The 14181-nt window shown below is 69.2% G+C and carries 12 protein-coding genes; 2 read left to right on the top strand and 10 right to left on the bottom strand.

Annotated features, from left to right (window positions below; translation table 11 throughout):
- Positions 1-178 precede the first annotated feature (178 nt).
- From Q3A80_RS19210 to Q3A80_RS19185, 6 genes are all read right to left on the bottom strand, one after another.
- Entirely contained in the window at positions 179-3394 is a 3216-nt protein-coding gene (locus tag Q3A80_RS19210) for an error-prone DNA polymerase (protein ID WP_446330493.1), read from the bottom strand.
- 6 nt (positions 3395-3400) lie between these two features.
- Positions 3401-4888 (bottom strand): Y-family DNA polymerase, encoded by a 1488-nt coding sequence (locus tag Q3A80_RS19205; RefSeq protein WP_446330492.1) that lies wholly within the window; start codon positions 4886-4888, stop codon positions 3401-3403.
- Positions 4821-5528 carry a translesion DNA synthesis-associated protein ImuA gene (imuA, locus tag Q3A80_RS19200; protein WP_446330491.1) on the bottom strand — a complete coding sequence of 236 codons (708 nt, stop codon included), beginning with the start codon at positions 5526-5528 and terminating at the stop codon, positions 4821-4823. Before imuA ends, Q3A80_RS19205 begins: the two co-directional genes overlap by 68 nt.
- Positions 5529-5807: 279 nt before the next feature.
- On the bottom strand, positions 5808-6602 hold the full coding sequence (locus Q3A80_RS19195) for an ABC transporter ATP-binding protein (protein WP_446330490.1): 795 nt from the start codon (positions 6600-6602) through the stop codon (positions 5808-5810).
- A 1-nt stretch (position 6603) separates the two neighbouring features.
- Entirely contained in the window at positions 6604-7500 is an 897-nt protein-coding gene (locus Q3A80_RS19190; RefSeq protein WP_446330489.1) for an ABC transporter permease, read from the bottom strand.
- A gap of 147 nt (positions 7501-7647) precedes the next feature.
- Positions 7648-8613, bottom strand: coding sequence for an ABC transporter substrate-binding protein (locus tag Q3A80_RS19185; protein ID WP_446330488.1), 966 nt, complete (start codon positions 8611-8613; stop codon positions 7648-7650).
- Positions 8614-8960: 347 nt separating this feature from the next.
- Between Q3A80_RS19185 and Q3A80_RS19180 the strand changes: the two genes are divergently transcribed.
- On the top strand, positions 8961-9269 hold the full coding sequence (locus Q3A80_RS19180; RefSeq protein WP_446330487.1) for a VF_A0006 family four-cysteine protein: 309 nt from the start codon (positions 8961-8963) through the stop codon (positions 9267-9269).
- 115 nt (positions 9270-9384) lie between these two features.
- On the opposite strand, the gene Q3A80_RS19175 is transcribed toward Q3A80_RS19180, so the two are convergent.
- Together Q3A80_RS19175 and Q3A80_RS19170 are read right to left on the bottom strand one after the other, a co-directional pair.
- Complete coding sequence (locus Q3A80_RS19175; RefSeq protein WP_446330486.1) at positions 9385-10200, bottom strand: MetQ/NlpA family ABC transporter substrate-binding protein; 816 nt, start codon at positions 10198-10200, stop codon at positions 9385-9387.
- A gap of 113 nt (positions 10201-10313) precedes the next feature.
- The gene (locus tag Q3A80_RS19170; protein WP_446330485.1) at positions 10314-11945 is read right to left on the bottom strand and encodes a methyl-accepting chemotaxis protein; all 1632 of its coding nucleotides are present in this window, start codon (positions 11943-11945) and stop codon (positions 10314-10316) included.
- A 224-nt stretch (positions 11946-12169) separates the two neighbouring features.
- Between Q3A80_RS19170 and Q3A80_RS19165 the strand changes: the two genes are divergently transcribed.
- Positions 12170-12460, top strand: coding sequence for a YciI family protein (locus tag Q3A80_RS19165; protein ID WP_446330484.1), 291 nt, complete (start codon positions 12170-12172; stop codon positions 12458-12460).
- Positions 12461-12636: 176 nt separating this feature from the next.
- On the opposite strand, the gene Q3A80_RS19160 is transcribed toward Q3A80_RS19165, so the two are convergent.
- On the bottom strand, positions 12637-13254 hold the full coding sequence (locus Q3A80_RS19160) for an SCO family protein (protein WP_446330483.1): 618 nt from the start codon (positions 13252-13254) through the stop codon (positions 12637-12639).
- 18 nt (positions 13255-13272) lie between these two features.
- Positions 13273-14175: a heme o synthase gene (gene cyoE, locus Q3A80_RS19155; RefSeq protein WP_040142097.1), complete on the bottom strand. Its 903-nt coding sequence runs from the start codon at positions 14173-14175 to the stop codon at positions 13273-13275.
- Positions 14176-14181 lie beyond the last annotated feature (6 nt).

Genomic DNA, 14181 nt, shown 5'->3' with positions numbered 1-14181 from the left:
TAGCCGTAAAGCCTTTGTTTACAATGCGATGCAGGGTAGGGATTTACCCGGATTGGTATGCAAGGGGACAGTTCAGGCGCCGGATCTGGCGGCCTGAAGGCGGAGAAAACGATACCGGAATAGAACCAGTTCACGCGACTGGTATGCACCTGGCGCCGTCGGGCTGCGGCGCGCCGCGTCAGTGGAATTCGCGGCTCGACGTGCGCAGGCCGCCGAGCAGCGGCGTCAGGTCCTCGAAATGCTGCGCGACGAGGTGCCTGACGTCGCTGACGACCTGCCACACGCCCGATGCGGCGAGCAGCCGCGAATCGAGCGTTTCGCGGCGCTGCCGCGCGAGCAGCTCGGGCCGCACGATCACGTTCACGCAGCCCGTTTCGTCCTCGAGCGTCATGAACATCACGCCCTTCGCGGTGCCCGGCATCTGCCGCGCGATCACGAGCCCGCACGCGCGCGCGAGCCGGCCGTCGGGACGGTCGCGCAGCTCGGCCGCGGACGACAGCCGCTGCGCGCGCAACGCGGGCCGCAGCAGCGCGACCGGATGGCGCTTCAGCGTGAGGCCGGTGGCGTGATAGTCGGCGAGGATGTCGTCGGCTTCGGACGGCGCGTCGAGCGCGGGCTGCTCCGCTTCGTCGATCGGCGCGGCGGCGAGCAGGTCGCGCTGGGGCGCCGCGGCGACGGCCTGCCACAATGCATCGCGGCGATGGCCGGCGAGCGTCGCGAGCGCGTTCGCGGCCGCGAGCGCTTCGAGATCGCGCCGTTCGAGCTGCGCGCGGCGCGCGAGCGCGTCGACGTTCTCGAACGGACCGGCCGCGCGCGCGGCCTCGATGCGCCGCGCGGCGGCCTCGCCGAGGCCGCGCACGAGCGACAGGCCGAGCCGCACCGCGGGCTGGCCGTGCGGCGGCGGCTGGCCCGGCAGCGCTTCGAGCGACGCCTCCCAGCCGCTGCGCGTGACGTCGGCCGGAAACACCTTCACGCCGTGGCGTTTCGCGTCCTGCACGAGTTGCGCGGGGGCGTAGAATCCCATCGGCTGGCTGTTCAGCAGCGCCGCGACGAAGATCGCCGGCTCGTGGCACTTGAGCCAGCTGCTCGCGTACGCGAGCTTCGCGAAGCTCGCCGCGTGGCTCTCGGGGAAGCCGTATTCGCCGAAGCCCTTGATCTGCTCGAAGATCTGCTCGGCGAACTCGCGCGTGTAGTTGCGCTCGAGCATCCCGCTGATGATCTTGTCGTGATACTTCTCGAGGTTGCCCTTGCGTTTCCACGCGGCCATCGCGCGGCGCAGCGCGTCGGCCTCGCCGGGCGTGAAACCCGCCGCGACGATCGCGATCTGCATCACCTGTTCCTGGAAGATCGGCACGCCGAGCGTGCGTTCGAGCACCTGCTCGAGCGCCTCGCTCGGATACGTGACCTCGCCGTCCTCCTCGCCGGCCACGATCCTGCGCCGCTTCAGGTACGGATGCACGGCGCCGCCCTGGATCGGCCCGGGCCGCACGATCGACACCTGCACGACGAGGTCGTAGTAATTGCGCGGCTTCAGCCGCGGCAGCATCGACATCTGCGCGCGCGATTCGATCTGGAACACGCCGACCGTATCGGCGCGGCAGATCATGTCGTAGGTTGCTTCGTCATCCTGCGGAATATGCTTCAGCGTGAACGGCTTGCCGTCCTTCTCCGGCCCGCGCCACGCGGTGCGCAGGTCGAATGCGCGATGCAGCGCCGACAGCATGCCGAGCGCGAGCACGTCGACCTTCATCAGCCCGAGCGCCTCGAGATCGTCCTTGTCCCACTGGATCACGCGCCGCCCGTCCATCGCCGCGTTCTCGACCGGCACCAGCCGCGTGAGCTTGCCGCGGCTGATCACGAAGCCGCCCGAGTGCTGCGACAGATGGCGCGGAAAATTGAGCAGGCGCCCTGCCAGCTCGGCCCATGCCTGAATGATCGGCGTCGCCGGATCGAGCCCGGTCGACGCGAATTGCTGCAGCAGGTCGCGGCTGCCGTCGAACCAGCGATGCCCCTTCGCGACGCGATCGACCAGCATCGGATCGACGCCGAGCGCCTTGCCGGTTTCGCGCAGCACGCCGCGCGGACGATACGTCGACACGGCCGCCGCGAGTGCCGCGCGATCCTCGCCGTATTTCCGGTAGATATGCTGGATGACTTCTTCGCGGCGCTGATGCTCGAAGTCGACGTCGATGTCGGGCGGCTCGCCGCGCTCCTCGCTGATGAAGCGCTCGAACAACATCGTGCTCTGGTCGGGATTCACTTCGGTGATGCCGAGGCAATAGCAGACGGCCGAGTTCGCGGCCGAGCCGCGGCCCTGGCACAGGATGTTCTGGCTGCGCGCGTATTTGACGATGTCGTAGACGGTCAGGAAGAACGGTTCGTAGCTGAGCCGCGCGATCAGATCGAGTTCATGGCGGATCTGCTTCTCGACCTTCTCCGGAAGGCCTTGAGGATAACGATCGGCCGCCCCGGCGAAGGTTTCCTGTTCCAGATAGCGCGTCGGCGTGAGCCCCTTCGGCACGATCTCGTCGGGGTACTCGTAACGCAGCGAGTCGAGCTCGAAATCGCATGCGTCGAGCATCGCGCAGGTTTCGGCGATCTCGTCCGGCGAAAACAGCTTCGCGATCCGCCCGCGCGAACGCAGATGCTGCTCCGCATTCGGCGCAAGCGCATACCCGCATTCGGAGACCGGCATGCCGACGCGGATCGCCGTCATCACGTCCTGCAGCGGCTTGCACGAGCGCACGTGCATCGTCACGTCCCCCAACGCGACGATACGCACGCGGCGCCGCTCACCGGCCGCGCGGATCTCGTCGCGCTGCGCGCCATCGAGCGCGCGCTGCAACTGCACGAGCCCGAGCCGCGCGCGTTCGCCGAACGTCGCGCGAAACCACGCGACCTGCGCATCGAGCACGTCCGCACGCACCGGATATGCCGGCACGAGAATCGCGAAGCAGTCGGGCATCCCGCGCAAATGGGCGAACCCGGCCGGCGGCGCCGACAGCATCCGCGACGTCAGCGTGTAGGTGCCCTTCGGCGAGGCCATGCGCCGCCACGAGATCAGCTCGGAAAGATTGCCGTAGCCGTCGCGGTTCTGCGCGAGCAACACGAGCCCGAACGCGCCGGGGCCCGGATCGTGGCCGGGCGCGACTTCATCCGGCGTGACGTCGAAATACGAACCGATGACGAGCGGCAGCCCTTGCGCCTTTGCCGCGACATGCATGCGCGGCGCGCCGGCGAGCGAGCATTCGTCGGTGATCGCGATCCCGCGATAGCCGAGCTCCGCCGCGCGCTCGACGAGTTCTTCCGCATGCGACGCGCCATGCAGGAACGAAAAGTTCGAACGGCAGAACAACTCCGCGTAATCGGGCAGCACACTGAATTCCGCAACCATCTTCGCTCACCCGAACAGCCCGTGCAGGAACCAGTGCGGTTCGGACTCGCTGCCCGCACGCTCTCTGAACACCCAATAGCACGCACCGGCTTCGTCCTGCGCGACGTGGTAATCGCGTGCGGCGAACTGGCCATCGAACCATCCGGCCTCGATCCGCTCCGTCGACGACATCATCCGCAGCGGCGTATGAAATACCGGCCGCTCGCCGCGCATCGGCAGCGGCAACGGTTCGGCCAGCAACCACGCGGGGCGCGGCGGCACGGCCGGCAGCCCGCCGGCCGGCTTGCCCGCTTGCGCATCGAGCGGCAGCCAGCGGTTCGCGGCCTCCGGACGGTAATCGGCGACGGGCGCCGCGCGCAGCACGTGGTCCGCGCCGAGCCGCGCGACCAGCAGCTCGAACAGCCGCGCGCGCGTCTCTTTCGTGCCGCCCGGCTCCGGAAAGAGATCGTCGGCCGGCGGCGCGACCGATTCGACGCGCGTGGCCTTCAGCCGCACCGCAATCACCGCGGCCGGCAATTCGACGCGCGTGAGCCGTTCGCCGAGCAGCCGCATGAAGTGCGCTTCATCGCGCACGGGCGCCGCGAACGCGAGGTCGAGCGGCGTCGGCGCCACGGCCTGGCGGCCGCGCTCGTGCTCGAGATCGAACGTCATCGCGGCGAGCGACAGCTGCCGCGCGGCCAGCCACCCGCATAGCTGCACGACGAGCCGCCGCGCGGCGAACAGCACGGCTTCCGCGTATTCGACGCGCTCCGGCAACTCGAGCCGCACGTCGAACACGGGCGGCACTGCCATCCACGCGAGCGGCTCGACCGCATCGCCGTACGCGCGATCGAGCGCGGCGAGCAGCGCCGGACCGCAGCGCCGCTGCAGTCCCGCGCGCGGCAGCGCGCGCAGATCGGCGAGCGTGCGGCAGCCGAGGCCGTCGAACCAGCCCGCATACGGACGCGCATCGGGCAGCAGCACGCACGGCAACCGGTCGAGCGTGCGGACGAGCGAAGCCGGTGCGGCCACGCGGCGCCGGATGCGCGCTCGCGCCGACGTGCGCGCGAGCAGCCACGCGCCGCGCCCGGTCGGCGCGGCGGACAGGCGCGCCGCATAGCCGAGCGCCGCGAGCATCGCCCGCACCTGGCGGCACAGCGACGGCAGCCCGCCGAACAGGCGCAGGCTCGGGCCGACGTCGACGATCAGCGTTGCTTCGTCGTCGAGCGCGACGCACGGCGAGAAGCGCAGCAACGCGAGCGCGACCGCGCGCAGCGCATCGGCCTCGCGGGCGGGATCGCGTTCGACGAGCCGCGTGTCGGGCGCGAGCGTCAGCACGCCGCCGCGCTTCATGCCCGCGCGCACGCCGTGCCGGCGCGCAGGCGCGTCGGCAATCAGCACGACACCCTGCTCGAGCACCGCGCAGCCGACGTCGGCGGCGTCCGCGTCAGACGGCGGCGGGACGCACACGTCGAGCGGCAGGCGCGGCAGATGGATGCCGAGCAAGACGCGCATAGCGGCTCTCCACGATGGGCGACGGCAGGTCGAGCGCGAGCGGCTCGCTGCACGCGGGCCCGCGACGCTTGACGATATCGAGCGACACGCCGCCCGGCACCGGATGCAGCGCGACGCGCAGCACGGCCGGCGACGGCTGTTTGGCCGCCGACAGCGGGCGCAGCATCACGAACAGCGTATCGCCGCTGCGCGCGGCCGCGAGATGCAGGCGCCGCAGCGCATCGGGCCGCGCGTCCTGCCACAGCAGCAGCGCGCCGCAACAGCCCGCCTTGAGCGCCTGCTCGGCGGCCCACAGCGCGTCGGTGCGGCTGCCCGCGCGCAGCCACAGCAGCGCATCGGACGGCACGCCGAGGCTGGCGAGCGCGGCCGCATGCGGCGCGTGCGGCGGCGCGACGAGCGCGAGCGGACGCCGCGCGCTGACGGTGCGCGCGAGCGCGGGCGCGAGCAGCCGCATCTCGCCGCAGCCCGGCTGCGCGGCCAGCAGTTCGACGAGCCCGCCGACCGGCCAGCCGCCGCCCGGCAGCTCGGCGGACAGCGGCGCGAAACCCGTGTCGATCGTGCGCGGACCGCCGCGCGCGAGCTGCGAGCCGCGCCACAGCGACGGATGAAGGGATTCGGGGGAAATGGAGGATGCGAGCATGACGCCACCCACAACTGTATGGATATACAGTATATGGCAATGCGCTCGCGTCGCACAGTACTGGGACGAAACGGGGTTTTCGTCAGAGGAAATGCATCGGGAAAGCCGGCATGGGCTTCATGTTACGACGGACGGGACAGGCGTGCCGGCTCGCACGGTCCGCACGCCGCTCCACCGATCCGGCCCCGATACGGCGCACGTGAAACCGGATCGCGCCGCCGAAGCGCGACGCAAACCGGCACGCGGCGCGCAGCCGCGCACCGGTCTGGCCGCCGCCCGTCAGCCGAGCAGCAATGCGTCGTCGTCGAGCTGCTCGTGCCGCACCTTCTCGAACATCTGCAGCAGGTCCGGCACGTCGAGCCCGCGGCGCTCGTCGCCCGACACGTCGAGCACGACCTGCCCCTGGTGCAGCATCACCGTGCGGTCGCCGTAGTCGAGCGCCTGCCGCATGCTGTGCGTGACCATCATCGTCGTCAGCTTGCTGTCGTTGACGATGCGCGCGGTCAGTTCCAGCACGAACGCGGCCGTCTTCGGATCGAGCGCGGCCGTGTGCTCGTCGAGCAGCAGGATCCGCGATGGCCTGAGCGACGCCATCAGCAGGCTCACCGCCTGCCGCTGGCCGCCCGACAGCAGCCCGATCCGGTCGGTCAGCCGGTTTTCCAGCCCGAGGTTCAGCAGCCGCAGCTTGTCGCGGAACAGCTCGCGCGACGGGCGATCGAGCGCGGCCCGGAAGCCGCGTCGCGCGCCGCGCGCCATCGCGAGCGCCATGTTCTCCTCGATCGTCAGCGCCTCGCAGGTGCCGGCCATCGGATCCTGGAACACGCGCGCGACGAGGTGCGCGCGGTCCCACGCGGGCTGGCGCGTGACGTCGGTGCCGTCGATCGCGATGCGTCCGGCATCGACGCGCTGGTCGCCGCTGACCGCATTGAGAAAGGTCGACTTGCCGGCGCCGTTCGAGCCGATCACCGCGACGAACTGCCCGTCGGGAATCTCGAGCGACAGCCCGCGCAGCGCGCGCGTCTCGATCGGCGTGCCGGGATTGAACGTGAGTTTCAGGTCTTGTGCCGACAGCATGTCATGCCCCTCCGTTCTTGCGCGCGAACAGCTTCTTGCGCGTCGCCGGCAGCACCAGCGCGATCGTGACGAGCGCGGCCGTCACGAGGTTCAGGTCCTGCGCCTTCAGGCCGATGAATTCGCTGTTCAGCGCCAGCGCGATGAAGAAGCGGTAGACGATCGCGCCGAGCACGACGGCGAGCGTCGTCAGCACGAGCCGGCGCGCGGGCAGCAGCGTCTCGCCGATGATCACGGCGGCCAGCCCGATCACGATCGTGCCGATCCCCATCGAGATGTCGGCGCCGCCCTGCGTCTGCGCGAACAACGCACCGGCGAGCGCGACGAGCGCGTTCGACAGCGCCATCCCGGCGAGCGTCGCGCGGCCCGTCGCGATGCCTTGCGCGCGCGCCATCCGCGGATTCGCGCCGGTCGCGCGCATCGCGAGCCCGAGCTGCGACGAGCAGAACCAGTCGAGACCGAGCTTAGCGACCACGACGACGATCGCCAGCAGCGCGGGACGCAGCACGTAATCGGGCATCCAGTCGGGCTGCAGCACGGTGAAGATCGTCGGCTCGGTGATGAGCGGCACGTTCGGCCGGCCCATGATCCGCAGGTTCACCGAATACAGCGCGATCATCATCAGGATACTGGCGAGCAGGTCCATGATCTTGAGCCGCACGTTGAGCCAGCCGGTGACGAAGCCGGCCAGCGCGCCCGCGACGATCGCGATCACGGTCGACGTGAACGGGTCGTGGCCGGCCGAGATCAGCGTCGCGGCGACGGCGCCGCCGAGCGGAAAGCTGCCGTCGACGGTGAGGTCGGGGAAGTTGAGGATGCGAAACGAGATCAGCACCCCGAGGGCGACGAGGCTGAAGATCAGGCCGATCTCCAGCGCGCCCAGAAACGAGAACAGAGACATGATGGGGAAATCCTGTTGCTTCCCGGCCTCGCGTGTACGGCCGGGCAAAGCGGACGGGCGACCCCGGGTGAGAGCCGCCCGTCCGGCGGTTTCGTTCAGGCCCGGATCGGGCCTGCCAGCGCGGCGATGACGATGACCGGCCGCGGCTTACTTGATGACCGTCTTCGCTTCCTTCACGAGGTCCGGTGCCAGCGCGACGCCCTGCTTCGCGGCCGCGCCCGTGTTCGCGAACAGCTCGAGGTTGCTGCTCGTTTCCGATGCGATCGCGCCCGGCTTCTCGCCCTTCAGGATGCGCGCGACGACCTTGCCGGTCTGCCGGCCGAGATCGCCGTAGTTGATGCCGAGCGCGGCGATGCCGCCGCGCTTCACGCTGTCGGTGTCGCCGGCGACGAGCGGGATCTTCGCTTCGTTTGCGACCTTCACGAGCGCTTCGTACGCGGACACGACGTTGTTGTCGGTGTTCGTGTAGATCACGTCGACCTTGCCGATCAGGCTCTTCGCGGCCGGGCCGATGTCGACGGTACGCGGCGCGGCCGCTTCCTTGAGCGTCATCCCCTGCTTCGCGAGGATCTCCTTGAGTTCCTTCACGACGACGACCGAGTTCGCCTCGCCCGGGTTGTAGACCATGCCGACCGTCTTCGCCTTCGGCACGACGCGCTTGATCAGCGCGACCTGGCGGTCGAGCGGCAGCTTGTCGGACACACCCGTCACGTTGGTGCCCGACGGGCCCCAGCCCTTCACGAGCTGGGCCGCGACCGGATCGGTCACGCCCGAATACACGACCGGCACGCTCTTGGTCGCCGCGACGACCGCCTGCGCGGCCGGCGTCGCGATCGCGACGATCACGTCCGGCTGGTCGCCGACGAACTTGCGCGCGATCTGCGCGGCCGTGCCCGTGTTGCCCTGTGCGCTCTGGTATTCCCACTTGAGCTTGTCGTCGCCGTAGCCTTCGGCCTTCAGTTCGGCGCGCACGCCGTCGCGGATCGCGTCGAGGGCCGGGTGGTCGACGATCGACAGCACCTTGACGGTCTGCGCGTGCGCGGCGCCTGCCAGCGCGAGCGCGGCGACGCCGGCCGTGATCGAACGGATCGCGAAAGTCTTGAAACGCTTCATGGGTGAGTCTCCCCCGTATTTGTGTCGGTTCTGGATGATGGATTCCCGCCGCCGTCATGCAGGTGCCGATGCGCGCGCAGCCGGGTGACGGCTCGGGCGGCAGCGGCCCCGCGCGGGCCCCGGGAAGGCGCGCGGCGGCGAACGCACGAGGATACCATTTCCGCAGACCACCGCCTGACTCGATGCTTTCGGCCGAGCGACCCGCGCCGCCTGCCGCCGCACCGCCCCGATACGCGCTCGAAGCCCGCCCGGCGGTGCTTCGCGCCGGTCCGCGCGCAACGCGTCAGCCGCGTTCACGGCTTTACGTTATGCTGTCCGCGGACCCGATCGACACCACCGGAGGGGACTTGAAACGGACGATCCGAGCGATTGCATCCGCGGCCGTCGCGATGGCGCTGCCGGGCGCGGCCGTCGCGCTGACCGACGGCAGCGCGCAATACGACGACTGCATGCTGGGTGCGCTGCGCGAGAGCCGCAACGGCGCGGCCGCGCAGCTGATCCAGCGCTCGTGCGACGCGCTGTACCGCAACAACGCGATGCTGCTGCCGCGCGAGCGGCGCTTTCACGCGTGCGTCGTGCAGTCGCTGCCGGGCGTGCGCGACAACTACGCGATCCAGCAGATCATGGCGATCTGCTCGCGGCGCGGCGACATGTGAGACGGCGGCGAACGCCGCCCCGCCGTCGCGGCACCGTTGCCCGCCGGCCGCGCCAATGAAAAAGGCCTGCACGATGCAGGCCTTTTCTTTCCAGCGTCCGACTAGTGGGCGGCGTTCAGAACGACGCGACCATCGAGCCCTTGAACTGCTTCTTGATGAACTCCTTCACTTCCGGCGACTGGTACGCCTTGACCAGCTTCTTCACCCACGGCTGATCCTTGTCCTTCGCGCGCACGGCGATCAGGTTCGCGTACGGGCTCGTCAGCGATTCGAGCGCGATCGCGTCCTTGGTCGGCTGCAGGTTCGCGGCGAGCGCATAGTTCGTGTTGATCACGGCGGCGTCGACGTCCGACAGCACGCGCGGCAGTTGCGCGGCGTCGAGTTCGGAGATCTTCAGCTTCTTCGGGTTCTCGGCGATGTCGAGCACCGTCGCGTTGTTGCCGCCCGTGCCGGCGCCGGCCTTCAGCTTGATCACGCCTTGCGTCTGCAGCAGCAGCAGCGCGCGGTTCTCGTTCGACGGATCGTTCGGCACCGCGAGCTTCGCGCCTTGCGGCAGATCCTTCAGCGACTTGAACTTCTTCGAGTACACGCCGATCGGCGAGATGTAGGTGAGGCCCGCGCTGACGATCTTGTAGCCGCGCTGCTTCACCTGGCTGTCGAGGTAGGGCTGGTGCTGGAAGCTGTTCGCGTCGAGATCGCCCGCGTCGAGCGCCGCGTTCGGCTGCACGTAGTCGTTGAACTCGATGACCTTCACGTTCAGGCCTTCCTTCTCCTTCGCGACCTTCTGCACGACCTGCCACACTTCCGCATCCGGGCCGGCCACCGTGCCGACCTTGACCACCTTGTCCTCGGCGTGCGCGCCCGCCGACAGCGTCAGCGCTGCACCGGTGGCCAGCACGGAAAATACCTTCAGGAGACTGCGACGCTTCATCTGTTTCTCGCTTTCTTGCTAACTGAAAATGGGGGCGCGATACGGGTATGCCCGAACTCGCACGAAGGGGCAAATGGTGTCACAGGATCGGCCGGAAGTGAAATACATCCCGCTCATATAGGTATGCACCGCGACGGTGCCGGCAGTGCCCGCGCGGTTTGGCCGTCAGTGGCATTTCGCCCGACGCTGCCGGCCGCTTCGCCGACCCGGAACGCGCCGACCGCGTCGCGCAGCTTCCCGGCCTGCTCCTGCAGCGACGCTGCAGCGGCCGCGGCCTGCTCGACGAGCGCCGCGTTCTGCTGCGTGACCTGGTCCATCTGCGTGACCGCGCGCCCGACCTGCGTGATGCCGCTCGCCTGCTCCTCGGACGCGGCCGCGATCTCGCCCATGATGTCGGTCACGCGCGCGACCGCCTGCAGGATCTCGCCCATCGTCGTGCCGGCCTGGCCGACCAGCGTCGAGCCGTTGCGCACGCGCTCGACCGAATCGACGATCAGCGCGCGGATCTCCTTCGCCGCCGTCGCGCTGCGCTGCGCGAGCGAGCGCACCTCGCCCGCGACCACCGCGAAGCCGCGGCCCTGCTCGCCGGCGCGCGCGGCCTCGACCGCCGCGTTCAGCGCGAGGATGTTGGTCTGGAACGCGATGCCCTCGATCACGCCGATGATGTCGGCGATCTTGCGCGAGCTGTCGTCGATCTCGCCCATCGTGCCGATCACGCGGCTCACGACGTCGTTGCCGGCCCGCGCGATCTCCGATGCATTGTTCGCGAGCCCGCTCGCCTGCCGCGCGTTGTCGGCGTTCTGCTTCACCGTCGCGGTCAGCTGCTCCATGCTCGCGGCCGTTTCCTCGAGCGACGCGGCCTGCTCCTCGGTGCGCTGTGACAGGTCGTCGTTGCCGGACGCGATCTCGCGGCTCGCCGACGCGATCGATTCGGCCGACTGGCGGATTCCGCCGATCGTCGCCTGCAGGCGCGCCTGCATGTCGCGCATCGCCGCCATCATGCTGCTGCTGTCGCCCGCGCGCACCGGTACCGGCCGCGTGAGGTCGCCCTGCGCGATGCGGGCCGCCAGCGCGGCCGCTTCGTCGGGCTCGCCGCCGAGGCTGCCGCGCACGTTGCGGATGATCACGAGCATCGCCGCGCTGATCACGAAGCCGATCACGAACACGAACGCGAGGTGGCCGAACAGCGTGCGGTAGTAGACGGTATCGATGTCCTTCAGGAACACGCCGCTCGAGATGTTCCAGTCCCACGGCGCGAAGCGCGTGACGTAGCTGATCTTCGGCACCGCGGTCTCGCTGTGCGGCAGGCGCCCGCGATACTCGGCGAAGCCGCTGCCGGTCGCCTTCGCGGCGTTCAGGATCGTGACGAACAGCGGCTTGCCGTCCGGATCGAGATAGTCGCCGACCTGCGTGCCGACCAGCTTCGGCAGCGTCGGGTGCATCAGCACGACGGGCTTCGAGTCCATCACGAATACGTAGCCCGACTCGCCGTAGCGCATCGCGGCGAGGCTCGCGAGCGCGTCGCGCTTCGCGTCGGCCTCGGACAGCGTGCCGGCCTGCGCGAGCGCGCGATAGGCCTTCACGATGCCGGCCGCCGACTCGACGAGGTTGGCGATGCCTTCCTTGCGTTCGGCGAGCATCGTCGCGCGCGTCTCGTACGCGCTCCACGCGCCGACGCCGAGTAGACCGATCCATACCAGCGCAAGCGCGAGCCACAGCTTGCGGTTCAAACTCATTCTGCTCATCTGCGTGCCTTGAAGTCGAAGTCGATGCCCGCGTGGCGCGCGAACGGCCGGTCGCGCGCAAACGGTTGCCTCCGTATTTACGGCAGCGCGACTTTCAACTTGAATACACGCGCCGGGCGCGCACGGCCCGCGCGCACGCTGCACGGCACCACATCGAACGGCCGCTGTGCTACAAAGACCGGCTGGCCGGTGCGCGACGCGCCGGCGACATTCCGGGGCCGTTCATGTACGTCATCGATATTCACTACCACGCGTCGCTCGAGCGCATCGACGATGCACTCGAGCGCCATCGCGCGTATCTGCAGCCGCTGTTCGAACGCGGGATCTTCATCGCGGCGGGGCCGAAGGTGCCGCGCGAAGGCGGCGTGATTCTCGCGGCCCGGATCGACCGCGACGAACTCGACGCGATCCTCGACACCGATCCGTTCGTGACCGAAGGACTCGCGACATATCGCGTGACCGAGTTCAGGATCACGCGCGCGGCGCAGGGCTTCAACGTGCCGGCGCTGCCGTAACGCTGCCGTAACGCTGCCGCGCGCGGACACGCGGAAGCACGCGCGCGTGCATGCCGCGCCGCTACGAGCGCCGCGCATCGCGAATCGTCGGGAAAGAGGCAGGAGGAGTGCGTGACGGCGCGGCCGTCACGCGTATCGCCGGGCGGACGCCCGGGCGATCGTGCGGCGCGCGCCGCTCAGTCGACCAGCAGCTTCAGGTCGTGAACCCACGGGCCGGGGCCCTGGCCGTCGCGCACGAACAGGCGCAGCTTGCCGTCGCGATCGAACACGTAGCTCGCGGCGGTGTGATCCATCGTGTAGCTGCCGGGCGTCTTGCCGGGCACCTTCGCGTAGTACACGCGGAAATCCTTCGTGACCTTCTTGAGCTGCGCGTCGTCGGCCGGCCGCAGGCCGATGAACGACGGATCGAACGCGGGCACGTACTGGCCGAGCAGCGCGGGCGTGTCGCGCTCCGGATCGACGGTCACGAACAGCACCTGCACGCGTTTCGCGGCATCGGGCCCGAGCTGCTTCAGCGCTTCGGACAGCTCGGCCATCGTCGTCGGGCACACGTCCGGGCAGTGCGTATAGCCGAAGAACATCACGACGGCCTTGCCCTTGAAGTCGGCGAGCGTGCGCACCTTGCCGGTCGTATCGGGCAGCGCGAAATCGCTGCCGAACTGCGTGTTGCCGGTGATGTCGAGATTCTGGAATTTCGGCGCGTTGTCGCAGCCAGCGAGCAGCGCGGCTGCCGCGAATGCGCACGCGAGCAGCCAGCCTTGGCGCGCGCGGCGCCCGAACCATGATTGGAGCATTGCGTTCAAACCGTGCGGTTACACGCCGAGCAGCGGGCGTGCATAGTGATCGACGAGCAGCGCGGCGAACAGCAGCGACAGGTAGACGATCGAGTAGCGGAAGGCCTTGCGGGCGAGTTCGTCCGAATAGTCGCGGTAGATCTTCCACGCATACGCGAGGAACACCGCGCCGAGCAGCACCGCGCTCGTCAGGTAGACGGCGCCGCTCATCCCCGAGATGAACGGCATCAGCGCGACCGCGAACAGGATCACCGTGTACAGCAGGATGTGCAGGCGCGTGTACTTCTCGCCGTGCGTGACGGGCAGCATCGGCAGCCCCGCGTTCTCGTAGTCCTTGCGGCGATAGAGCGCGAGCACCCAGAAATGCGGCGGCGTCCACACGAAGATGATCAGCACGAGGATCCACGCATCGCCCGGCACCGCGCCGGTGACCGCGGCCCAGCCGAGCGCCGGCGGCATCGCGCCCGACGCGCCGCCGATCACGATGTTCTGCGGCGTCATCGGCTTGAGCAGCAGCGTGTAGATCACCGCGTAGCCGACGAACGTCGCGATCGTGAGCCACATCGTCAGCGGGTTGGTGAACGTATAGAGCGTCCATGCGCCGACGCTGCCGAGCACGGCCGAGAACAGCAGGATCTGCGGGGTCGTGATCTCGCCGCGCGCGGACGGGCGCCACGCGGTGCGGCGCATCATCGCGTCGACCTTCTGCTCGACGAGGCAGTTGATCGCGAACGCGGCGCCGGCCAGCAGCCAGATGCCGACCGTGCCGCCGATCAGCACGTGCCACGGCACCATGCCCGGCGTCGCGAGAAACATGCCGATCACCGCGCAGAACACCGCGAGCTGCGTGACACGCGGCTTCGTCAGCGCCATGTACTGCGAAAACCGGCTACCGGGCGATTGGGAAAGGGTGCTTTGCATGGGGAC

The sequence above is a fragment of the Burkholderia sp. SR8 genome (assembly GCF_052851275.1).
This window is presented reverse-complemented; position numbering and strand designations above follow the sequence as displayed.